This is a genomic window from Xanthomonas sontii (genome assembly GCF_040529055.1).
Taxonomy (GTDB): domain Bacteria; phylum Pseudomonadota; class Gammaproteobacteria; order Xanthomonadales; family Xanthomonadaceae; genus Xanthomonas_A; species Xanthomonas_A sontii.
The window spans coordinates 4,754,238-4,774,865 of the sequence record NZ_CP132342.1 but is presented as its reverse complement, the minus strand read 5'-3'; the positions used below and the strand labels follow the sequence as shown (position 1 = coordinate 4,774,865).

Below are 20,628 nucleotides of genomic sequence, written 5' to 3'. Positions count from 1 at the left end.
TGTTTTCGCCGTCTGAGCGCCGCGGGCCGCTGTGCCGCTTCGGTGCCGTAGGAGTGGCTTCAGCCGCGACCTGCATAGCTGACTCGTGGTCGCGCTACGGGTGAGCCTGCATCCCCTCCCTCCGATGTGTTGGAAGCGAAAAGTCTTCCTTGTGGGAGGGACTTCAGTCCCGACGCCTTGCGCGACCAGAGGATGGGATGGCTTCGCTCGTCGCGGCTAAGGCCGCTCCTGCGGGGACAGCCGCCTCTTTAGTGGTGCGCGAGCCGAAACGACCGTAGAGGCGGCTTCAACCGCGACGCGCTGTTCCGGAATGGCTGTGAGTGGCGCGCCCGGCGACGCGCGGTCGCAAAGCGACGACTGCGCGCCGCAGGCTTCAACCAATCCCCAATCCCTAATCCCCACTCCCCGCCTCATACGACGGAATCGGCTGCAGCAGCCCAAACTTTTCCTTGTGCAGCTTCTGCTTCAGCGGCGGCAGATCCAGGTCCGGTTCGTGCAGGCGGGTTTCCGGCAGTTGGTCGAGCAGGTGCCGGATCAGGGTCAGGCGGCCGCGCTTCTGGTCGTTGAAGTCGACCAGGGTCCATGGCGCATAGTCGCGGTGGGTGGCTTCCAGCATCGCCTCGCGCGCGCGGGTGTAGTCGGCGTACTGGCTGCGCGACTTCAGGTCCACCGGCGACAGCTTCCAGCCCTTCAACGGGTCGTGCAGGCGCTCGGCGAAGCGCTTTTCCTGCTGCGCCTGGTCCACGCACAGCCAGTACTTGAACAGGCGGATGCCATCGTCCACCAGCAACTGCTCGAACAGCGGGGTCTGGCGCAGGAAGGTGTGGTATTCGGCGTCGCTGCAGTAGCCCATGACCCGTTCCACGCCGGCACGGTTGTACCAGCTGCGGTCCATCAGCACGATCTCGCCGGCGGCCGGCAGGTGCGCGATGTGGCGCTGGAAATACCACTGGGTGGCTTCGCGGTCGGTCGGCTTGGGCAGGGCGACCACGCGGCACTGGCGCGGGTTCAGATGTTCGGCGATGGCCTGGATCGCGCCGCCCTTGCCGGCGGTGTCGCGGCCTTCGAACAGCACCAGCACGCGCTCGCCGCTGTGCTGCACCGCCTGCGCCATCGCGGTCAGTTCCAGTTGCAGCGGCTGCATCAGGGCCTTGTACTGCTTGCGCTTGAGGTGGCTCATTTGCTGCTCCGCTTGCGGGTACCGGTACCGGCCATGCTGCGTGCCACTTCCAGCAATGCGCCCTGCTGGCGGGTGTCGAGGGCGCGGTAGGCCTGCAGCAGATCGTGTTCGCCGCGGGTGCGTGCCGGGTCGAGTTGGCTGGCCAGTTCGCCGAGCAGGGCGCCGGCGGGGACGCCGAAGGTGCGTGCCAGCGCGGTGAGTTGGGCGCGCCCGGGCAGCTTTTCGCCCGCCATCCAGGCCTTGACCGTGGCCGCGCCGGCGCGCGGGATGGCCGCGGCGATATCCGCGGCGCTCATGCCGCTGGCCTTGGCCAGCAGGCGCAACGTGGTGTCCAGGGGCATGCGGGAGTCCAGGTCATTCCTTCAGCCGCGGGCGCAGCGTGGCCAGATTGCAGGGGCGGGTGCGAGCATCCAGTTGCGCGGCGATGATCCGCTCCCAGGCCGTGCGGCAGGCCGAGGTGGAGCCGGGCAGGCAGAACAGGAAGGTGGCGTTGGCCAGGCCGGCGAAGGCGCGCGACTGCAGCGAGGAGGTGCCGATCTCCTCGACGCTGATCGCGCGGAACAGTTCGCCGAAGCCCGGCATCTCCTTGTCCAGCAGCGGCAGCAGCGCCTCGGGCGTGGAATCGCGGCCGGTGAAGCCGGTGCCGCCGGTGACCAGGATGCCGTCCACCTGCGGATCGGCGATCCAGGCCGAGACCGTGGCGCGCATCCGGTAACGGTCGTCCGGCAGCAGTTCCCGTGCGTGCAGGCGATGGCCGACGCCGCCGAGAGCGGCGACCAGGTAGTCGCCGGAGCTGTCCTGGTCGAGGCTGCGCGTGTCCGAGACGGTCAGCACGCACAGGTTCAAGGCGATGAAGTCGGCGTTGGCGGTCATGCCGGCAGCCTAGCGGCTCGCCCGGCCGGCGTACAGCCTGAGCGCGTTGGCGCTTCAGCCGCGGCTACGGCGGGGTTGGCGCGTTGTCGTGGACGACGGCAATGGGGGCGCTTCGGGCCGCCGAAGTGTGCGCCTGGGCGTGGTGATCGCGCGCTCGGATCGCCGCCCGGGCGGGGAGCCGCATCCGCGCACGTTGCTGGCGCGCGCCCGCCGATTCAGGCGTGGAGGTGGACCGGGGTCGTGCCGTCGCATGGCAGGACCAGGGTGCGTGGCCGGAAACGATGGACGCTGGCGGCACGATCGGCGGCCAGCGGCAGGCGCTCGGGTTCGCGCTGCAGGGCACGCCGCTGTGCCTCCGCACTGTGCCACTCGGTGCATTCGAGCAGGGTGCGGCCGTCGTCCGACAGGTACAGGTGCGCGGCGATCAGGCCGCGCAGCGCATGTGCGCCATCCTGCAGGGCGGCGAAGGCGGCATCGGCGCGGCTTTGCGCCTGCGCTGCATTGCGGGTCGGGACGCGGGTCATCACCACGCAGGACGCTGCCCGGTGCGGATCGGATACGCCGCTGCGGATGCGCCGGTAGCGCCGCAGCGTCCGCCGCAGCGCCGGCAGGCGTGCGCGCAGCAGTCCATGCAGTGCTGGCGCCGCGTCGCAGCAGCAGCGTGCGTACAGCAGGTCGGGGGCATCGCCCAGCGATTCCATCCAGGTCAGGGCATGCAGCCGGTGATCGCACAGGCCGCGCATGCAGTCGAACAGCGCGGCGCGATCCGGAATGGGGGCTTCGGCGAGCAGCATGCTGCGAACGGGGGCGGAAGAATGGGGCGTCGGAATCGGGAGCGGCAGCGACATTGCGGGATCTGCACGAGGAGCGTACGCGCAGTGTCGGACCTCAAGTTCGCTTGAGGTCAAGCGCTTCGGTAGCTCGACTTGCACGCTGGCGACTGTGCCCCTGCGCCTTACGGGCTGCCGTTGGCTGGGTCGCTGCAACCTGCAGCGACGCTCGTCCACACCACCCGTGCGCTGTGACGCAAGCGCGCGCGGCGACGGGAGATGGCGATGCGGATGTACCGGCGGTGATGTCGATGGCGACGTTGACTGGCGATACGTCGCTACGTCGTCCGTTGCTGGATGTGCCGCCGCGGACTTGTGGCGCATCCGTGAGCGATCGATCAGGTCGAGCCTGCGCCTTCCCAGCCATGGCGCGAAGCGGTGTCGCGCAGCAGCGCGGCGAAGTCGTCGGCAAAGCCCTGCATGTCGAACAGGCCGCTGTCCGCGCGCCGCGCCTGCAGCCGCTCGCGCAGCGCCTGCAGCGCCGCTGGATCGCGCCCCAGGCGCACCGCGGTGGCGACGAACGCCGCGTCGTCGGCGGCATTCATGTCGTCCAGGCCGAGGTGATGGTTGAGGCTGCCGGCCACGCGCGCGGCGAAGGTGCTGCCGGGGCAGGTCAACACCGGGCAGCCGGCCCACAAGGCATCGGAAGCGGTGGTGTGGGCGTTGTACGGGTGCGTGTCCAGGAACAGGTCGGCGTGCCGGTAGCGTGCCAGATAATCCGGGTGCGCCAGTTTGGGCATGAAGCGCAGGCGCGTCGGTTCCACGCCGGCCGCCGCGGCGGCCGCACGCAGTCGGTCATCGGCCTGGCCCGGGCCGGACAGCAGCCACAGCACGCTGTCCGGCACCTGGCGCAGCACCTCCAGCATCCGCGCCATGCTGCGCGGGCCGAGCTTGTAGCTGTTGTTGAAGCAGCAGAACACGGTGCCGTGCTCGGGCAGGCCGCAGTCGCGGCGCGCGGGTGGGGTGCCGACATGGCGGGTATCGTCGGACGGCTGGAACGCGCGCGGCAGCCGCAGCACCCGCTCGCTGTAGTGCGCGGCCAGCGCCGGCGGCAACGCGTAGGCGTCGCCGACCACGTAGTCGATCCAGGGTGCGCCGGAGGTGCCGGGGTAGGCCAGCCAGTTCACCTGCACCGGCGCCGGACGCAGCGCCAGCACTTCCGGCGTGCCGCCGCCGCCCCAGCCGCGCAGATCGAACAGCAGGTCGATGCCGGTATCGCGGATGCGCTGGGCGATCTGCCGATGCGGCTGTCCGGCCACGTCGTGCCAGGCATGTGCAGCCGCCTGCAGCCGCGCGCGCAGCGCGCTGCGGTCGTCGCCGTTGAGCGCGAACAGGTGCACCTGCAGGTCGGCATGCGTGCGCAGGCGCTCGAACAGGGCGACGGTCAGCAGGCCGGTGGGATGCGCGCCGAAGCCGTTGGACAGGAAGCCGATACGCAACGCGCCATCGCCGCGCACCTGCGCAGCCGGCAGCGGTGCGAGGGAGCGCGCCAGCGCCTGGGCGCGGTTGCGCGCGCAGCGCAGTTGTTCGTCCGCGCCCGCGTCCTCGTTGAGGAAGGCGAACGGTTCGATCGCCGGGTGGCCTTGCCGTACCGCGCTGCGCACCTGCTGCGATAGCGCGTCCAGTCCGCGCCAGTCGCACAGCTTGCGCCGCCAGTTCAGCAGGTAGGCGGCGATCGACGGTTCCTGCGGCAACAGTGCATGCGCGTGGGCATAGGCCTGTGCCGCGGCTTCCGCCTGGCCATTGTCTTCCAGGGCGTGGCCGAGCCATACCGCGATGCCGGGGTGCTGCGGCGCCTGCCGCAGTGCCTCGCGCAATGCCTGCGCTGCGTCGGCATGACGACCCTGGGTCCAGCGCACCCGGCCCAGCCGCGCCAGCGCCTCCGGATGTCCCGGGCGCAACTGCAGCGCGCGCACGGCGGCCTGTTCGCCGGCCGCCACTGCGCCGGCGCCGAGTTCGGCGTCGGCGAGCATCACCCAGGCCAGGAAGTCCTGCGGATCGCGGCGCACCGCGGCCTGCAGTTGCAGGCGTTCGTCGGCGCCGCCGTTCATGCCGCCGTGGCGGCCGCGATCGACCGCGGGCGGTGCACGCTCACGGCACCAGCGCCTTGGCGTAGTGCTGCGCGCTCAGCTCCTGCTGCCAGCCGCAGGCGCGGTACAGGGCCTGCGCGGACAGATTGTCCTGCGCCGTCTCCAGCACGATGCGCACTGCGCCGTCGTCCGCGGCGTGGCGTTCGGCGGCATGCAGCAGCGCCTGCGCCACGCCGTGGCGGCGGTGTGCGGGCGCCACGTACAGATCGTTGAGGATCCACAGCCGTGCCGCCCGCACCGAGGAGAAGGACGGATACAACTGCACGAAGCCGGCGGCCTGCGCATCGCGTTCGGCCAGCAGCACGACCGACTCGGCGCGGGCAATGCGCGCGGCGAGAAAGTCGTGCGCAGTCGCCGCATCCGGCGCCTGCCCATAGAACTGCCGGTAGGCATCGAACAGCGTTGCCAGCGCCGGCAGGTCGTGCGCATCGGCCTGGCGCACGCGCACGCTCATGGGCTGTCGCTCAGGCGCGCCAGTTCGTCGACCTGGTGCTCGTGGCTCAGGCGCCCGATCAGCGCATCGAGGTCGCCCTCGATCACGTTCGGCAGGTCGTACAGGGTCAAGCCCTCGACGCGGTGATCGGTGATGCGGCCCTGCGGGAAGTTGTAGGTGCGGATGCGCTGGCTGCGGTCGCCGCTGCCGACCTGCAGCTTGCGGTCCTGCGCCTCGGCCGCGGCCTGCTTGCTGCGCTCGGCCTCCAGCAGTTGCGCCTTGAGCCGCTTCAGCGCCTTGTCGCGGTTGGCGTGCTGGCTGCGCTCGGTCTGGCACTCCACCACCACGCCGCTGGGCACGTGGGTGATGCGGATCGCCGACTCGGTCTTGTTGACGTGCTGGCCGCCGGCGCCGGAGGAGCGGAAGGTGTCGATCTTCAGATCGGCCGGGTTGATCGCGATCTCCTCCACGTCGTCGGCCTCGGGAATGATCGCTACGGTTGCCGCGGAGGTGTGGATGCGGCCCTGCGACTCGGTCGCCGGCACGCGCTGCACGCGGTGCGTGCCGGATTCGAACTTGAGTTTGGAGTAGGCGCCACGGCCGACGATGCGCGCCACCACCTCCTTGTAGCCGCCGTGCTCGCCGGGGCTGTCCGATTCCACTTCCACCTTCCAGCCCTGGCGTTCGGCGTAGCGGGCGTACATGCGGAACAGGTCGCCGGCGAAGATCGCCGCCTCGTCGCCGCCGGTGCCGGCACGCACTTCCAGGAACAGGTTGCCGTCGTCGCGCGGGTCGCGCGGCACCAGCAGCAGCGCCAGTTCCGCGTCGAGTTCGGTCAGGCGCGCCTGCGCGGCGGCGATTTCCTCCTCGGCCAGTTCGCGCAGTTCCGGATCGGCACGCATCGCCTCGGCCGAGGCCAGGTCGGCCTTGGCCGCGGCCTCGGCGGCCAGCGCGGCGGCGACCGGCTCCAGTTGCGCGAATTCGCGCGAGTAGTCGCGGAAGCGCGTGTTGTCGCTCACCACCTCGGGGTCGGACAGCAGGCGTTCGAGTTCTTCGCGACGCTCGGCCAGCGCCTCCAGCTTACGGCGCAGGGTCGGTGTCATCGGTCTTCAGGATCGGATGGAAATAGCCCGGCTTCTCCGGGAACAGGCGTTCGGCGGCGCGCGCCAGCTCGGCGTCGCCGCGCAGCGCCGCCTCGCGCAGCGCCGCGGTGGGCGGGTGCAGCAGGCGGTTGGTCAGCGTATTGGCGAGGAACTCCAGCACTTCGTCGGCGGGCTTGCCGTGCGCCAGTTGCTGCCGCGCCTTGGCCAGCACGTCGTCGCGGGTGCTGTCGCCGTGCGCGCGCAGGCGCTTGAGCGGCGCCTGGCGGGTGCTGGCCTGCAGCGCCTCCATGTAGCGCACGACCTGCAGGTCGATGATCGCCTCGGCCGCTTCGGCGGCCTCGCGGCGGCCGCGACGGTTGTCCTCGACCGCGCGCTCCAGGTCGTCGACGGTGTACAGGTAGGCGTCGGCCAGGTCGGCCACGGCGGCCTCGATGTCGCGCGGCACCGCCAGGTCGAACAGCAGCATCGGCTTGTGCTTGCGCGCGCGCAGCGCCTGCTCGACCTGCGCCCGGGTCACCACCGGCTCGCGCGCGGCGGTGGCCGAGAACACCACGTCGGCCTCGTGCAGGTGGCGCTCCAGCTCGCTCAGCGGCAGGGCCACGCCGCCATGGCGGCTGGCCAGCTCCTGCGCGTGGGCGAGGGTGCGGTTGGCGATCAGCAGGCGCCGCACGCGGCCCTCGCTGAGATGCTTGGCGGCCAGTTCGATGGTCTCGCCGGCGCCGACCAGCAGCACGGTGGATTCGCTGAGCCGGGCGAAGGAGCTTTGCGCCAGGCGCACCGCGGTGGAGGCGACCGAGACCGGATTGGCGCCGACCCGGGTGTCGGTGCGCGCGCGCTTGGCCACCGAGAAGGTCTGCTGGAACAGCCGGTCCAGGCGGCTGCCCATCGCCCCGTGCTCGCGCGCCAGCGACCAGGCGTCCTTCACCTGGCCGAGGATCTGCGGCTCGCCCAGCACCATCGAGTCCAGCCCGGTGGCGACCCGGAACAGGTGCCGCACCGCGTCCGCGTCCTGGTGTTGGTACAGATAGCCGTGCAGACCGGCGGCATGCGAGTCCAGCCAGTCGGCCAGGTGCTGCGCATCGCCGGCGATGGCGTACAGCTCGGTGCGGTTGCAGGTGGACAGCAGCGCCGCCTCGGCGACGTCGGGCAGCCCGCGCAGCGATTGCAGCGCGCGCGGCAATGCGTCGCCGGCGAATGCCACCCGTTCGCGCAGGTCGACCGGCGCGGTCTGGTGGTTCAATCCGAGCACCCACAACGTCATCTGTTCAGTTGCTTGCGATAAGCTGCTGGCCATTCAGGGCCCCATTTTACGGCCCGGCCGCTTCCGATGCCCGCACTGATTCGCATCCGTACCTTTCTGCTGCTGTCCGCAATCGCCGCCGTGGCCGCACCGGCCGCGGCCAAGGCGCCGAGTCCCGCCCAGGACGTGATGACCCCGGTGCTGGCCGGCGAGTTCGCGTTGCAGGCCGGGCAACTGGCCGACGCCTCGCGCTGGTACCTGCAGGCCGCCAACGACAGCCCCGGCGATGCCGGCCTGGCCGAGCGCGCCACCCGCATCGCCATGCTCGCCAACGACAGCGCGGCCGCCGCCCAGGCGCTGGCGCTGTGGCGGCAGCGCGCGCCCGAGTCGCTGGCCATGCGCAGCGCCGAGGCCTCGCTGGCCTTGCGCAGCGGCAACCTGCGCCAGGCGCGCAGCCTGCTGGTGGCCTTGCTGCGCGACAAGGACCCGCGCGGCTGGCGTTTCGCGCTGATCGCCCTGGTCAGCGGCAACCGCGATCCGGAGGTCGCGGCCAAGGCCCTGGACCAGTTGCTCGACGCCAATGCCATCCCCGACCAGCTCGAGGCCTGGCAGGAGTTCGGGCGCCTGGCGCTGCGCCTGGACCAGCCCAAGCTGGCCGAGCGCATCGTTGACCAGTTGGTCAAGCGTTTCCCGCAGGAGCCGCGCGTGGCGCTGCTGCATGCTACGCAGTTGCAGCAGGCGGGCAAGACCGAACAGGCGCGCGCGTTGCTGCAGGGCGTGGAGCCCAAGGTGTCCGGCGACCCGGAACTGCGCACGGCGCTGGCCTATGCCTACGATGCCATCGGCGACACCGCCGCCGCGGCGCGGGTGCTGGCGCTGGGGCCGCAGACCACCCAGAACTACGGCCTGCGCGCCTCGATGCTGGCCAAGCTGCAGGACAATGCGGCCTTGACCGCGCTGTACGACGAGTTGCGCAAGGGCGCCGACCGGCCGGATCCGGAGCGGCGCCTGCTGCTCGGCAAGATCGCCGAGTTCCTCAAGCGCAACCAGGAAGCGGTGGACTGGTACCGCGGCGTGCCGGGTGGCCCGCTGCGTAGCGAAGCGCGGCTGCGCGCCGCCGGCGCGCTGTACGCGCTCGGCCAGAAGGACGCGGCCTTCGCCGAGGCGCGCGCGCTGCAGGACGATGCCGAGGCCGACGATGCCGCGCGCCGCGACGCCTACGTGCTGGAGGCGGAACTGCGCCAGCGCAGCGGCGACGACGCCGGCGAGCTGCAGGTGTTCGAGCGCGGCCTGGCTGCGTATCCGGACGACAACGCGCTGCTGTATGCGCGCGGACTGTCCTGGGAGCGTCGCGACCGCATCGACCGCGCCGAGGCCGACCTGCGCAAGATCCTGGTCACCGACCCGGAGAACGTGGCGGCGCTGAACGCGCTCGGCTACACCCTGGCCGATCGCACCAAGCGCTATCGCGAAGCGCTGCAGCTGATCGACCGCGCCCGCACCGCCGATCCCGACAATGCCGCGATCATCGACAGCTACGGCTGGGTGCTGTACCGGCTCGGCAAGACCCAGGAGGCGCTGGTGCAACTGCGCCGTGCCTGGAGCCTGGTGAAGGATCCGGAGATCGCCGCGCACATCGGCCAGGTGCTGTGGGAGCAGGGCAAGCACGAGGAGGCCAACAAGTACTTCGACGAGGCGCGCAAGCTCGATCCGGACAATCGCGCGCTGCGCCGCGCCCTGGACAAGGTGGCGCCGTGACCGCCGGCCTGCGCACCGCCTTGGCGCTGGCCGCCGGGCTGCTGCTGGCCGGTTGCAGTGCGCTGCCGACCCGCACCCCGTCGCCGATCGCCGTCGCCGCCCCCGACGCCGCTGCGCAGCAGGCCGAGGCCGCGCGTGCGCAGTGGCTGCGGGCGCATCCGGACTGGTCGTTCCAGGGGCGGGTGGCGATCACCAAGGGGCGCAACGGCGGCAGCGGCCGCATCGACTGGACCCAGCGGCAGCGCCAGTACGAGGTGCAACTCAGTGCGCCGGTGACCCGGCAGAGCTGGCGCCTGACCGGCGACAGCCACTCCGAGGCCGGGCGCCTGGAAGGGCTGGAAGGCGGTCCGCGCGACGGCGAGAACGCCGAACAGCTGCTGCTGGAGGCGACCGGCTGGGAGATCCCGGTCAACCTGCTGCCCGACTGGGTGCGCGGGCTGGTGGCGACCGACGCGCAGGCGCCGGAGCGGGTCGACTACGACGCGCAGGGTCGGCCGCATACGCTGCGGCAGATGGGCTGGGACATCGAATTCCAGGACTGGTATCCGCCCAGCGACGGCCGTCCGGCGCTGCCGCGGCGCATCGAGGCGCGCAACGGCGACGCCAAGGTGCGCCTGCTGGTCGACGCCTGGACCGTGCCTGCGCCATGAGCGGGGGCACCGATGGGGGCTGGTCGTCTTGGCCGGCCCCGGCGAAGCTGAACCTGTTTCTGCAGATCACCGGCCGCCGGCCGGACGGCTACCACCAGTTGCAGACCGTGTTCCGCCTGCTGGACTGGGGCGATACGGTGCATCTGCGGCCGCGTGCGGACGGGGTGGTGGCGCGGATCGGTCCGTCCGTGGCCGGCGTCGCCGAGGCCGACGACCTGCTGGTGCGCGCCGCGCGCCTGCTGCAAAAATCGGCAAATATCGCCCAAGGTGTGGATATTCGCGTCGAAAAGCGCATTCCGGCCGGCGGTGGCTTTGGTGGCGGTTCGTCCGATGCGGCGACCGCGCTGGTGGCGCTGAATGCCCTGTGGGGCGCCGGGCTGGACGAGGACGCCCTGGCCGGCCTCGGCCTGTCGCTGGGCGCGGACGTGCCGGTGTTCGTGCGCGGGCGCGACGCCTGGGCCGAGGGCGTGGGTGAGCGATTGACCGCGCTGGCGCTGCCGCCGGCCTGGTATGTGCTGGCCGATCCGGGGGTGCACGTGCCCACCGCGGCCCTGTTCCAGTCCCCGGATTTGACGCGGGATGCTGCGCCCGCGAAAATAGCGGACTTCGTTTCAGGTTTCCTGCTCGGCAATGCGTTCGAGCCGGTCCTGCTTCGCCGCGAACCGGCCGTCCAGGCCGCGTTCCAGGCGCTGGCTCGGATCGGTACGCCACGCCTGACCGGGTCGGGGAGCGGTTGTTTCGTCGAGTTCGCCGATCGCGCTGCCGCCGTGCGCGCGCTGGCGGACTTGCCGGACGGGATGCGCGCCTGGGTGGCAGGTGGCGTCCCGCGTTCGCCGCTGCTCGACGCGCTGGAGGCTTGACACAGGTTTACGCAGGGGCGTCGCCAAGAGGCCCAAGGCACCAGGTTTTGATCCTGGCATTCGTAGGTTCGAATCCTACCGCCCCTGCCATTATGCGAGTCCCTCGCAAAAGCCCGCACATCCATGTGCGGGGGTTCAACAGGTAGAAGCATCGCTCCTCCTGGCTTCCCGATTCACATCGTTATCGTCGCCACACGCTCTTTGCAGCCACCCGAGAGACCCCTCATGCAAGACCAACGCAACCTGCTGGTGTTCTCCGGCAACGCCAACAAGCCCCTGGCCAAAAGCATCTGCCGCGAGCTGGGCGTGCGCCCCGGCAAGGCGATGGTCTCCAGCTTCTCCGACGGCGAAGTGCAGGTGGAGATCGAGGAGAACGTGCGCCGGCAGGAAGTGTTCGTGATCCAGCCGACCTGCGCGCCCAGCGCAGAGAACCTGATGGAGCTGCTGGTGATCATCGACGCGCTCAAGCGCGCCAGCGCCGCCAGCGTCACCGCGGTGGTGCCGTACTTCGGCTACTCGCGGCAGGACCGGCGCATGCGCTCCTCGCGCGTGCCGATCACCGCCAAGGTCGCGGCGAAGATGTTCAGCGCGGTCAACGCCGACCGCGTGCTGACCGTCGACCTGCACGCCGACCAGATCCAGGGTTTCTTCGACATCCCGGTCGACAACGTCTACGCCTCGCCGCTGCTGCTGGCCGACATCTGGCGCGCCTACGGCACCGACAACCTGATCGTGGTCTCGCCGGACGTGGGTGGCGTGGTCCGTGCCCGTGCGGTGGCCAAGCGCCTGGACGATGCGGACCTGGCGATCATCGACAAGCGCCGTCCGCGCGCCAATGTGTCCACGGTGATGAACATCATCGGCGACGTCGAGGGCAAGACCTGCGTGCTGGTCGACGACATCGTCGACACCGCCGGCACCCTGTGCGCCGCCGCGGCCGCGCTGAAGGAGCGGGGCGCCCTGAAGGTCGCCGCGTACTGCACGCACGCCGTGCTGTCCGGCCCGGCGGTGAGCAACATCAGCAATTCGCAGCTGGACGAACTGGTGGTCACCGACACGATTCCGCTGTCGGAGGCCGCCCGCGCCTGCGGCAAGATCCGCCAGCTCAGCGTCGCCGAGCTGCTGGCCGAAACCATCCGCCGCATCGCCTTCGGCGAGTCGGTGAGCTCGTTGTACGTGGATTAAAGGCTGGGAATGGGGAATCGGGAATAGGGAATGGGCGAAGCGCGGCATTGCGCTGTTGCGATTCCCCATTCCCGGTTCCCCACTCCCGGCTTCACAGACTCTTCTGGTCGCGGAAGAGTCATCAAAACCGCCGCGAGGCGGTTCATTCAACCAAGGTAGTAAACGCAAATGGCAACCACGCATGAAATCAAGGTTCAGCGCCGCGAAGTCGAGGGCAAGGGTGCGAGCCGCCGCCTCCGTCGCGACGGCCTGATCCCGGCGATCGTCTACGGTGGCGATCTGAAGCCGGTCAACATCCAGCTCGACCACAACGAAGTCTGGCTGGCCAGCCAGAACGACTGGTTCTATTCGTCCATCCTCAGCCTGAGCCTGAACGGCGACGTGCAGAAGGTGCTGCTGCGCGATATGCAGCGTCACCCGTTCAAGCAGCTGATCATGCACATCGACTTCCAGCGCGTGAACGACAACGAGGCCCTGCACGCCTCGGTGCCGCTGCACTTCATCAACGAGGACGTGTCCCCGGCCGGCAAGTCGGCCGAAGTGGTCGTCACCCACGAGCTGAACGAAATCCAGGTCGTGTGCCTGCCGAAGGACCTGCCGGAGTTCGTCGAAGTCGACCTGGCCGCGCTGTCGGTCGGCGACGTGATCCACCTGTCGGACCTGAAGCTGCCGGCCGGCGTCGAGCTGCCGGAACTGAAGCTGGGCAAGGAGCATGACGTGGCGGTGGTCATCGCCAAGCACGGCCGTGTCGAGGAAGAGCCGGAAGCCACCGACGCGGCAGCTGCCGCCGAGCCGGCCAAGAAGGACGGCAAGTAATCGCCTGCGCGGCGTCCGGGCCATCGGTCCGGACGCCGCGGCGATGCATTGCGCATGACTGGTCTGCGTCTGATCGTCGGCCTGGGCAACCCCGGCGCCGAACACGCGAATACCCGGCACAACGCCGGGTTTCGTTTTGTCGACGCGTTGGCCGAGCGGGCCGGCGCGCGCTGGAGTGTGGACGCCAAGCTGTTCGGCGAGACCGCCAAGGTCGAGGTCGCGGGGCAGTCGGTGTGGCTGCTGAAGCCGGCCACCTTCATGAACCTCAGCGGCAAGTCGGTCACGGCCGCCTTGCGCTTCTGGAAGATCGAACCGGCGCAGGCGCTGCTGGCGCACGACGAACTGGACCTGGCGCCGGGCACGGCGCGGCTCAAGTTCGACGGTGGCCACGGCGGCCAGAACGGACTGCGCGATACCATCCGCCTGCTCGGGCACGCCGGCTTCCACCGCCTGCGCATCGGCATCGGCCATCCCGGCCACAAGGACAAGGTGGTGCCGTGGGTGCTGGGACGCGCCGGCAAGGACGACCAGGTGCTCATCGATCGCGCCATCGACGACGCCATCGACGTGCTGCCGCTGGCCGTGCAGGGCGATTTCAACGAGGCGATGAAGCGGTTGCATACGCAGGGGAAATAGGGAATGGGGAATGGGGAATGGAAAGGCGGCTATGCTTTCCGATTCCCTATTCCCGATTCTCCATTCCCGGATTACACACATGGGCATCAAATGCGGCATCGTCGGCCTGCCCAACGTCGGCAAGTCGACCCTGTTCAATGCGCTGACCAAGGCGGGCATCGCCGCGGCCAATTTTCCGTTCTGCACCATCGAGCCGAACGTGGGCGTGGTGCCGGTGCCGGATCCGCGCCTGAACGCGCTGGCGGCGATCATCAATCCGCAGAAGGTCGTGCCGACCGCGGTCGAGTTCGTCGACATCGCCGGCCTGGTCGCCGGTGCGGCCAGCGGTGAGGGCCTGGGCAACAAGTTCCTGGCGCACATCCGCGAGGTCGATGCGATCACCCACGTGGTGCGCTGCTTCGAGCATGGCGACATCATCCATGTGAACAACAAGGTTGACCCGGTTTCCGACATCGAGACCATCGACACCGAACTGGCCCTGGCCGACCTGGACAGCGTCGAGAAGGCGCTCAACCGCGCCGAGCGTTCGGCCAAGGGTGGCGACAAGGACGCGGCGGCGCGCAAGCCGGTGCTGGCCAAGCTGCAGGCCGCGCTGGCCGAGGGCAAGGCCGGGCGCAACGCCGGGCTGGACGAGGAAGAGAAGGCGCTGGTGCGCGACCTGTTCCTGCTCACCCTCAAGCCAGTGATGTACATCGCCAACGTGCTGGAAGACGGCTTCGAGAACAATCCGCACCTGGATGCGGTGCGCGCGCATGCTGCCGCCGAGGGTGCCGAGGTGGTGCCGGTGTCGGCGGCGATCGAGGAAGAACTGTCGCAGCTGGACGACGCCGACCGCGATGCGTTCCTGGCCGATCTGGGTCTGAGCGAGCCGGGCCTGAACCGAGTGATCCGCGCCGGCTATACCCTGCTGGGGCTGCAGACCTACTTCACCGCTGGCGTGAAGGAAGTGCGCGCCTGGACGGTCAAGGCCGGGTCGACCGCACCGCAGGCCGCGGCGGTGATCCACACCGACTTCGAGAAGGGCTTCATCCGCGCCGAAACCATCGCCTACGACGACTTCATCAAGTACAAGGGCGAGGCCGGCGCCAAGGAAGCCGGGCGCCTGCGTCTTGAGGGCAAGGAGTACCGCGTGCAGGAAGGCGATATCCTGCATTTCCGCTTCAACGTCTGATGCGTGCGCGTGTCCTGGCCGGGCGCGCGCGAGCCACGACGATTTCCTGCGACATCGCGTCAAAATACTGTTGACAAGGCGGGGATGTCAGGGAAGAATAGCGGGCTGTTTCACCCCTCTCTGATTTCGGCTTCGCAGCCGGGTTCGAGTGGGTAAGTTGGAGGGATACCCAAGCGGCCAACGGGGGCAGACTGTAAATCTGCTGGCTTACGCCTTCGGTGGTTCGAATCCACCTCCCTCCACCAGTTATTTTGTTGTGGCAGTGCGGCATCCCGTAGCGGGAGTAGTTCAACGGTAGAACCTCAGCCTTCCAAGCTGATGGTGCGGGTTCGATTCCCGTCTCCCGCTCCATTGAACGCGCTTGTGTCACAATAGAACAACGCTCACGTAGCTCAGTCGGTAGAGCACCTCCTTGGTAAGGAGGAGGTCGAAGGTTCGATTCCTTTCGTGAGCACCATATTCAGTCGTCAAATCTTTCTACGATCACCGAGAAGAAGCAGCCATGGCCAAGGGTAAGTTCGAGCGCACCAAGCCGCACGTCAACGTCGGCACCATCGGTCACGTCGACCACGGCAAGACCACGCTGACCGCGGCGCTGACCAAGATCGGCGCAGAGCGCTTCGGCGGCGAGTTCAAGGCGTACGACGCGATCGACGCGGCGCCGGAAGAGAAGGCACGCGGCATCACGATCTCGACCGCCCACGTGGAATACGAATCCCCGACGCGCCACTACGCGCACGTGGATTGCCCGGGTCACGCGGACTACGTCAAGAACATGATCACCGGTGCGGCGCAGATGGACGGCGCGATCCTGGTGTGCTCGGCCGCTGACGGCCCGATGCCGCAGACCCGCGAGCACATCCTGCTGTCGCGCCAGGTCGGCGTGCCGCACATCGTGGTGTTCCTGAACAAGGCCGACATGGTCGACGACGCCGAGCTGCTCGAGCTGGTCGAGATGGAAGTGCGCGAGCTGCTGAGCAAGTACGACTTCCCGGGCGACGACACCCCGATCATCCACGGTTCGGCGCGTCTGGCGCTGGAAGGCGACCAGAGCGAGATCGGCGTGCCGGCGATCCTGAAGCTGGTGGACGCGCTGGACTCGTTCATCCCGGAGCCGCAGCGCGACGTGGACAAGCCGTTCCTGATGCCGGTGGAAGACGTGTTCTCGATCTCGGGCCGCGGCACCGTGGTGACCGGTCGTATCGAGCGCGGCATCATCAAGGTGGGCGACGAAATCGAAATCGTCGGCATCCGTGCGACGCAGAAGACCACCGTGACCGGCGTGGAAATGTTCCGCAAGCTGCTGGACCAGGGCCAGGCGGGCGACAACGCGGGCCTGCTGCTGCGCGGCACCAAGCGTGACGACGTGGAGCGCGGCCAGGTGCTGTGCAAGCCGGGTTCGATCAAGCCGCACACCGAGTTCGAAGCCGAGGTGTACGTGCTGTCGAAGGACGAGGGCGGCCGTCACACCCCGTTCTTCAAGGGCTACCGTCCGCAGTTCTACTTCCGTACCACCGACATCACCGGTGCGGTGCAGCTGCCGGAAGGCGTGGAAATGGTGATGCCGGGCGACAACGTCAAGATGGTGGTGACGCTGATCAACCCGGTGGCGATGGACGAAGGCCTGCGCTTCGCGATCCGCGAAGGCGGCCGTACCGTCGGCGCCGGCGTGGTGGCCAAGATCATCAAGTAATGCCCTCCGGCGGCGCAGGCCGCCGGGCTCGACGGCAGGATGGCGGTCTCGGCCGCCGGAATCCGACGAGGTGCAGACGGCTACGGCCGTCGGGTTCAGCGAAGGGCGGGCCGGAACCTTCGGTCCGCCTTCGCCGTCTCAGGGAAGTGCAGTCGTTCTTACTACACGCCAGTAGCTCAATTGGCAGAGCAGCGGTCTCCAAAACCGCAGGTTGGGGGTTCGAGTCCCTCCTGGCGTGCCAATCTGCCGCTCCCTATCCAGTGACCTCGGTCGCATAGCAGCAAGAGTCGGATGAACAGCAAGATCGAGCATTCCAAAGGCCCCGCCGCCTCTGTCGGTGGCGATATCGTCAAGTACGTCATCGCTGCGTTGCTGGTGGTCGCCGGCCTGTTTGTCTGGTTCTGGTTCGGCGATGCGAGCCGTGCTGCACAGCTGGGGAGTTGGTCCGGTCCGCTGCGCGGACTGGCGGTGGTGGCCGGTCTGGTCGCCGGTGCCGCGGTGTTCCTGCTGACCGCCAAGGGTCGCGAAGGCCGCGAGTTCCTGTCCGAATCCCGTTTCGAACTGCGCAAGGTGGTGTGGCCGACCCGCCAGGAAGCCATCCGCACCACCTGGGTGGTGATCGTGGTGGTGATCATTCTGAGTCTGTTGCTGGGCGGGTTCGATTTCCTGATCCAGAAGCTGATGCAGTGGTTCGTGAGCCGTTGAGGAGAGTGCAGCAGTGAAGCGTTGGTATGTCGTTCACGCCTATTCAGGCTTCGAGAAGTCCGTGGCCCAAGCGCTGCGCGACCGTATTGCGCGTGACGAGATGCAGGAGCGCTTCGGTGACGTGCTGGTGCCCACCGAGGAAGTGATCGAGATGCGCTCCGGCCAGAAGCGCCGTTCCGAGCGCAAGTTCTTCCCGGGTTACGTCCTGGTCCAGATCGAAACCCACGACGAAGGCGGCATTCCGCGCATCGACAACGAAAGCTGGCACCTGGTCAAGGAAACGCCGAAGGTGATGGGCTTCATCGGCGGTACCGCCGATCGTCCGCTGCCGATCCGTGACGAAGAGGCCGATGCGATCCTGCAGCGTGTTCAGGATGGCGTGGAGAAGCCGCGTCCGAAGGTGCTGTTCGAGCCGGGCCAGATGGTCCGCGTCACCGATGGTCCGTTCAACGACTTCAATGGCGTGGTCGAGGAAGTCAACTACGAGAAGAGCCGCCTGCGCGTGGCGGTGCTGATCTTCGGCCGTTCCACCCCGGTGGAGCTGGAATTCGGCCAGGTCGAGAAGGCCTGAGCCCGCCCCGGCGCGGCTGCGCCGGGCGCCAAAATCTCTGCTATACTGCGCGGCTCCCTGTCCAGGCAAGCCGCCGGGCAGAACGGAAGCCGCCGCGAGGCGGCTTTCTGCGCACTTCAAAAACGTGATGGCGGGACACGTGATTTTCCCGTCGCGATGGGGAGCCTGCGGTTTAGGCGCTAGCACCCGGAGACACTAAAATGGCAAAGAAAGTCGTCGGTTACATCAAGCTGCAGGTGAAGGCCGGTCAGGCCAACCCCTCGCCGCCGGTCGGTCCTGCGCTGGGTCAGCGTGGCCTGAACATCATGGAATTCTGCAAGGCGTTCAACGCCGCCACGCAGAAGCTGGAGCCGGGCCTGCCGACTCCGGTCATCATCACGGCCTATTCGGACCGTACCTTCACCTTCGTCACCAAGAGCACCCCGGCCAGCGTGCTGCTGAAGAAGGCCGCGGGCGTCAGCTCCGGCTCCAAGCGCCCGAACACCGAGAAGGTGGGCAAGGTGACCCGCAAGCAGCTCGAAGAGATCGCCAAGGCGAAGGAAGCCGACCTGACGGCGGCGGAGCTGGAAGCGGCGGTACGCACGATTGCGGGTTCCGCCCGCAGCATGGGCCTGACGGTGGAGGGTTAAGCAATGGCACAGACCAAGCGACAGAAAGCGATCCGTGCTGCCGTGCAGCCGGGCAAGGCGTATTCGATCGACGAAGCGCTGAAGATCGTCAAGACCACCAGCAAGGCCAAGTTCGTCGAAGCCGTCGACGTGGCCGTGCGCCTGGGCGTGGACGCCAAGAAGTCCGACCAGCAGGTGCGCGGTTCCACCGTGCTGCCGGCCGGTACCGGCAAGAGCGTGCGCGTGGCCGTGTTCGCCCCCGCCGGCGCCAAGGCCGATGAGGCGCTGGCCGCCGGTGCCGACGCCGTCGGCATGGACGACCTCGCCGAGAAGATGCAGGGCGGCGACCTGAACTACGACGTGGTTATCGCCACCCCGGACGCGATGCGCGTCGTCGGCAAGCTGGGCACCCTGCTGGGCCCGCGCGGCCTGATGCCGAACCCCAAGGTCGGCACCGTGTCCGCCAACCCGGCCGAAGCGGTCAAGAACGCCAAGTCGGGCCAGGTGCGCTACCGCACCGACAAGGCCGGCATCATCCACTGCACCATCGGCAAGGCCAGCTTCGAAGACGACGCGCTGAAGAGCAACCTGCAGGCGCTGCTGCTGGACCTGGTCAAGGCCAAGCCGGCGACCTCGAAGGGCACCTACCTGCAGAAGATCTCGGTGAGCTCGACCATGGGTCCGGGCGTCACCATCGATCAGGCTTCGCTGTCCCTGAAGTAATCGCAACACGGCGCCGCCCGTCAGGTGCGGCGCCGGTTTTACCCTTTTGAAGGCGTCGCCCGGGGCAACCCGACGCGAAGCCGTCAAAGACCGCAGGCGCGGTCTGCGCACACCGACGACGGGCACGGAAGCTCGACACGGCAAGGAGTCGCCGTCGGTACAGCGGGATCGCTTAATCAGCCCCTCGGGGCCAGCCGGCGTAGATGGTGCCGCCTTTCTGGAGTTTTTCTGGTGCAGGCCAGCCCGGTGTTCCGGGCGCGCTCACTCCAGGTCTGGAACGGCCACCAACTGGGATGCCATGCGGCATCCCCGGCATCCAGGATGGAGGCCGCCCAGGACCGCAAGCGGCAGGAGCCGCGAGCGGAGTAAGTTTGAAGCAGGGATTCGGGATTCGGGATTGGGGGTTGGCAAGAGCGGCGGTGTCGCTCCTGACGCATCCCAGGTCGCGCATTTCAACTCCCGGCTTTAACGGAGGAGTGCAATGGCTCTCAATCTGTCCCAGAAGCAAGAAGTCGTCGCCGAACTGGCCGACGTCGCCGCGAAGGCCCACTCCTTGGTTGCTGCCGAGTACGCCGGCATCACGGTCTCGCAAATGACCGCGATGCGCAAGAAGGCGCGCGAAACCGGTGTGTACTTGCGTGTTGTCAAGAACACCCTGGCCGCGCGTGCCGTTGCCGGTACCGAATACGAGTGCGTCCAGGACGCGCTGGTCGGTCCGCTGCTGTATGCGTTCTCGACGGAAGAACCCGGCGCTGCCGGTCGTCTGATCAAGGAATTCGCCAAGGGTAACGACAAGCTGCAGGCCAAGGTCGTGTCGCTGGGTGGTCAGCTGTATCCGGCCGCTCATCTCGAGGTGTTGGCGTCGCTGCCGACCCGCGAGCAGGCGCTGGCCATGCTGGCACGCGTCCTGGCCGAGCCGGCGAGCATGTTCGCCCGTGCGGTCAAGGCCGTGGGCGACAAGCAGGGCGGCGGCGACGCCGCGCCTGCCGACGCCGAAGCGGAAGCCCCGGCCGAAACGGCTTAAGTTCGCGACACCTGAAACGGTTCACTAGAACCTCATCCAGAAAAAATTCCAAAGGTAATCACAATGTCCCTGTCTAACGAGCAGATCGTCGACGCAATCGCCGAAAAGACCCTCATGGAAGTGATGGAGCTGGTCAAGGCCATCGAAGACAAGTTCGGCGTCTCCGCCGCCGCCCCGGTCGCCGCTGCCGGTCCGGCCGTGGCCGCCGCGCCGGTCGAAGAGCAGACCGAGTTCAACGTCATCCTGATCGACGCCGGCGCCAAGAAGGTCGACGTCATCAAGGCCGTCCGCGCCATCACCGGCCTGGGCCTGAAGGAAGCCAAGGACCTCACCGAGGCCGGCGGCGTCCTGAAGGAAGCCGTGTCGAAGGAAGACGCCGACAAGTTCAAGAAGGACCTGGAAGCCGCTGGCGCGAAGGTCGAAGTCAAGTAAGCAGTCCCTTGCATCGCCAGCCGTTCAAGGCGATGCACTGAAGGCTG

Annotated in this window: 22 protein-coding genes and 5 tRNA genes; 19 read left to right on the top strand and 8 right to left on the bottom strand. The window is 68.3% G+C overall.

Annotated elements, in window-relative coordinates; genetic code table 11:
• Positions 1–391: 391 nt before the first annotated feature.
• From ppk2 to hemA, 8 genes are all read right to left on the bottom strand, one after another.
• Positions 392–1,180 (bottom strand): polyphosphate kinase 2, encoded by a 789-nt coding sequence (gene ppk2, locus RAB70_RS20260; RefSeq protein WP_148828338.1) that lies wholly within the window; start codon positions 1,178–1,180, stop codon positions 392–394.
• Complete coding sequence (locus RAB70_RS20255; RefSeq protein WP_017911650.1) at positions 1,177–1,521, bottom strand: helix-turn-helix domain-containing protein; 345 nt, start codon at positions 1,519–1,521, stop codon at positions 1,177–1,179. Before RAB70_RS20255 ends, ppk2 begins: the two co-directional genes overlap by 4 nt.
• A gap of 13 nt (positions 1,522–1,534) precedes the next feature.
• Positions 1,535–2,053 carry a molybdenum cofactor biosynthesis protein B gene (moaB, locus tag RAB70_RS20250; RefSeq protein WP_148828339.1) on the bottom strand — a complete coding sequence of 173 codons (519 nt, stop codon included), beginning with the start codon at positions 2,051–2,053 and terminating at the stop codon, positions 1,535–1,537.
• 215 nt (positions 2,054–2,268) lie between these two features.
• A complete protein-coding gene (locus RAB70_RS20245) occupies positions 2,269–2,847 on the bottom strand; it encodes a hypothetical protein (protein ID WP_148828340.1) in 579 nt (192 codons plus the stop codon).
• Between the two features lie 374 nt (positions 2,848–3,221).
• Positions 3,222–4,934: a tetratricopeptide repeat protein gene (locus RAB70_RS20240; protein WP_148828341.1), complete on the bottom strand. Its 1,713-nt coding sequence runs from the start codon at positions 4,932–4,934 to the stop codon at positions 3,222–3,224.
• A 40-nt stretch (positions 4,935–4,974) separates the two neighbouring features.
• Entirely contained in the window at positions 4,975–5,427 is a 453-nt protein-coding gene (locus RAB70_RS20235; RefSeq protein ID WP_148828342.1) for a GNAT family N-acetyltransferase, read from the bottom strand.
• Positions 5,424–6,509 carry a peptide chain release factor 1 gene (gene prfA / locus RAB70_RS20230; RefSeq protein ID WP_148828343.1) on the bottom strand — a complete coding sequence of 362 codons (1,086 nt, stop codon included), beginning with the start codon at positions 6,507–6,509 and terminating at the stop codon, positions 5,424–5,426. The genes RAB70_RS20235 and prfA overlap by 4 nt, the downstream gene beginning before the upstream one ends.
• On the bottom strand, positions 6,487–7,770 hold the full coding sequence (gene hemA, locus RAB70_RS20225) for a glutamyl-tRNA reductase (protein ID WP_148828344.1): 1,284 nt from the start codon (positions 7,768–7,770) through the stop codon (positions 6,487–6,489). The genes prfA and hemA overlap by 23 nt, the downstream gene beginning before the upstream one ends.
• A 66-nt stretch (positions 7,771–7,836) precedes the next feature.
• Here hemA and RAB70_RS20220 point away from each other — a divergent pair, with 66 nt between their 5' ends.
• The 19 genes from RAB70_RS20220 (at position 7,837) to rplL (ending at position 20,581) form a co-directional block, all read left to right on the top strand.
• Entirely contained in the window at positions 7,837–9,507 is a 1,671-nt protein-coding gene (locus RAB70_RS20220) for a tetratricopeptide repeat protein (RefSeq protein ID WP_148828345.1), read from the top strand.
• Positions 9,504–10,157, top strand: a complete 654-nt coding sequence (lolB, locus tag RAB70_RS20215; RefSeq protein WP_148828346.1) for a lipoprotein insertase outer membrane protein LolB — start codon at positions 9,504–9,506, stop codon at positions 10,155–10,157. The genes RAB70_RS20220 and lolB overlap by 4 nt, the downstream gene beginning before the upstream one ends.
• Positions 10,154–11,017, top strand: coding sequence for a 4-(cytidine 5'-diphospho)-2-C-methyl-D-erythritol kinase (gene ispE, locus RAB70_RS20210; protein WP_148828347.1), 864 nt, complete (start codon positions 10,154–10,156; stop codon positions 11,015–11,017). The genes lolB and ispE overlap by 4 nt, the downstream gene beginning before the upstream one ends.
• 13 nt (positions 11,018–11,030) lie before the next feature.
• Positions 11,031–11,107, top strand: a tRNA-Gln gene (locus RAB70_RS20205).
• A 135-nt stretch (positions 11,108–11,242) separates the two neighbouring features.
• On the top strand, positions 11,243–12,202 hold the full coding sequence (locus RAB70_RS20200; RefSeq protein ID WP_017907365.1) for a ribose-phosphate diphosphokinase: 960 nt from the start codon (positions 11,243–11,245) through the stop codon (positions 12,200–12,202).
• A 168-nt stretch (positions 12,203–12,370) separates the two neighbouring features.
• On the top strand, positions 12,371–13,018 hold the full coding sequence (locus RAB70_RS20195) for a 50S ribosomal protein L25/general stress protein Ctc (RefSeq protein ID WP_017907366.1): 648 nt from the start codon (positions 12,371–12,373) through the stop codon (positions 13,016–13,018).
• Positions 13,019–13,072: 54 nt separating this feature from the next.
• Positions 13,073–13,654 (top strand): aminoacyl-tRNA hydrolase, encoded by a 582-nt coding sequence (pth, locus tag RAB70_RS20190; protein ID WP_017907367.1) that lies wholly within the window; start codon positions 13,073–13,075, stop codon positions 13,652–13,654.
• 79 nt (positions 13,655–13,733) lie between these two features.
• Entirely contained in the window at positions 13,734–14,825 is a 1,092-nt protein-coding gene (gene ychF / locus RAB70_RS20185) for a redox-regulated ATPase YchF (protein ID WP_010341267.1), read from the top strand.
• 159 nt (positions 14,826–14,984) lie between these two features.
• Positions 14,985–15,070: transfer RNA gene (locus RAB70_RS20180), tRNA-Tyr, on the top strand.
• Positions 15,071–15,102: 32 nt separating this feature from the next.
• Positions 15,103–15,176: transfer RNA gene (locus tag RAB70_RS20175), tRNA-Gly, on the top strand.
• 30 nt (positions 15,177–15,206) lie between these two features.
• Positions 15,207–15,282, top strand: a tRNA-Thr gene (locus RAB70_RS20170).
• A gap of 45 nt (positions 15,283–15,327) precedes the next feature.
• Positions 15,328–16,518 (top strand): elongation factor Tu, encoded by a 1,191-nt coding sequence (tuf, locus tag RAB70_RS20165; RefSeq protein ID WP_043093035.1) that lies wholly within the window; start codon positions 15,328–15,330, stop codon positions 16,516–16,518.
• Between the two features lie 165 nt (positions 16,519–16,683).
• A tRNA-Trp gene (locus tag RAB70_RS20160) sits at positions 16,684–16,759 on the top strand.
• Between the two features lie 50 nt (positions 16,760–16,809).
• Positions 16,810–17,223, top strand: coding sequence for a preprotein translocase subunit SecE (gene secE, locus RAB70_RS20155; protein WP_017908390.1), 414 nt, complete (start codon positions 16,810–16,812; stop codon positions 17,221–17,223).
• 13 nt (positions 17,224–17,236) lie between these two features.
• Positions 17,237–17,794 carry a transcription termination/antitermination protein NusG gene (gene nusG, locus RAB70_RS20150; RefSeq protein WP_010341344.1) on the top strand — a complete coding sequence of 186 codons (558 nt, stop codon included), beginning with the start codon at positions 17,237–17,239 and terminating at the stop codon, positions 17,792–17,794.
• A 200-nt stretch (positions 17,795–17,994) separates the two neighbouring features.
• Positions 17,995–18,423, top strand: coding sequence for a 50S ribosomal protein L11 (gene rplK / locus RAB70_RS20145; protein ID WP_010341342.1), 429 nt, complete (start codon positions 17,995–17,997; stop codon positions 18,421–18,423).
• Positions 18,424–18,426: 3 nt separating this feature from the next.
• Positions 18,427–19,125, top strand: coding sequence for a 50S ribosomal protein L1 (gene rplA / locus RAB70_RS20140; protein WP_017908392.1), 699 nt, complete (start codon positions 18,427–18,429; stop codon positions 19,123–19,125).
• A gap of 481 nt (positions 19,126–19,606) precedes the next feature.
• Complete coding sequence (gene rplJ, locus RAB70_RS20135; protein ID WP_010341340.1) at positions 19,607–20,149, top strand: 50S ribosomal protein L10; 543 nt, start codon at positions 19,607–19,609, stop codon at positions 20,147–20,149.
• Between the two features lie 63 nt (positions 20,150–20,212).
• Complete coding sequence (gene rplL, locus RAB70_RS20130) at positions 20,213–20,581, top strand: 50S ribosomal protein L7/L12 (protein WP_010341338.1); 369 nt, start codon at positions 20,213–20,215, stop codon at positions 20,579–20,581.
• Positions 20,582–20,628 lie beyond the last annotated feature (47 nt).

Bases quoted from the DNA above. Each gene is read 5' to 3' on its own strand.
- ppk2 (WP_148828338.1), bottom strand. From the start codon at position 1,180: ATGAGCCACCTCAAGCGCAAGCAGTACAAGGCCCTGATGCAGCCGCTG.
- RAB70_RS20255 (WP_017911650.1), bottom strand. From the start codon at position 1,521: ATGCCCCTGGACACCACGTTGCGCCTGCTGGCCAAGGCCAGCGGCATG.
- moaB (WP_148828339.1), bottom strand. From the start codon at position 2,053: ATGACCGCCAACGCCGACTTCATCGCCTTGAACCTGTGCGTGCTGACC.
- RAB70_RS20245 (WP_148828340.1), bottom strand. From the start codon at position 2,847: ATGCTGCTCGCCGAAGCCCCCATTCCGGATCGCGCCGCGCTGTTCGAC.
- RAB70_RS20240 (WP_148828341.1), bottom strand. From the start codon at position 4,934: ATGAACGGCGGCGCCGACGAACGCCTGCAACTGCAGGCCGCGGTGCGC.
- RAB70_RS20235 (WP_148828342.1), bottom strand. From the start codon at position 5,427: ATGAGCGTGCGCGTGCGCCAGGCCGATGCGCACGACCTGCCGGCGCTG.
- prfA (WP_148828343.1), bottom strand. From the start codon at position 6,509: ATGACACCGACCCTGCGCCGTAAGCTGGAGGCGCTGGCCGAGCGTCGC.
- hemA (WP_148828344.1), bottom strand. From the start codon at position 7,770: ATGACGTTGTGGGTGCTCGGATTGAACCACCAGACCGCGCCGGTCGAC.
- RAB70_RS20220 (WP_148828345.1), top strand. From the start codon at position 7,837: ATGCCCGCACTGATTCGCATCCGTACCTTTCTGCTGCTGTCCGCAATC.
- ispE (WP_148828347.1), top strand. From the start codon at position 10,154: ATGAGCGGGGGCACCGATGGGGGCTGGTCGTCTTGGCCGGCCCCGGCG.
- RAB70_RS20200 (WP_017907365.1), top strand. From the start codon at position 11,243: ATGCAAGACCAACGCAACCTGCTGGTGTTCTCCGGCAACGCCAACAAG.
- RAB70_RS20195 (WP_017907366.1), top strand. From the start codon at position 12,371: ATGGCAACCACGCATGAAATCAAGGTTCAGCGCCGCGAAGTCGAGGGC.
- pth (WP_017907367.1), top strand. From the start codon at position 13,073: ATGACTGGTCTGCGTCTGATCGTCGGCCTGGGCAACCCCGGCGCCGAA.
- ychF (WP_010341267.1), top strand. From the start codon at position 13,734: ATGGGCATCAAATGCGGCATCGTCGGCCTGCCCAACGTCGGCAAGTCG.
- tuf (WP_043093035.1), top strand. From the start codon at position 15,328: ATGGCCAAGGGTAAGTTCGAGCGCACCAAGCCGCACGTCAACGTCGGC.
- secE (WP_017908390.1), top strand. From the start codon at position 16,810: ATGAACAGCAAGATCGAGCATTCCAAAGGCCCCGCCGCCTCTGTCGGT.
- rplK (WP_010341342.1), top strand. From the start codon at position 17,995: ATGGCAAAGAAAGTCGTCGGTTACATCAAGCTGCAGGTGAAGGCCGGT.
- rplA (WP_017908392.1), top strand. From the start codon at position 18,427: ATGGCACAGACCAAGCGACAGAAAGCGATCCGTGCTGCCGTGCAGCCG.
- rplJ (WP_010341340.1), top strand. From the start codon at position 19,607: ATGGCTCTCAATCTGTCCCAGAAGCAAGAAGTCGTCGCCGAACTGGCC.
- rplL (WP_010341338.1), top strand. From the start codon at position 20,213: ATGTCCCTGTCTAACGAGCAGATCGTCGACGCAATCGCCGAAAAGACC.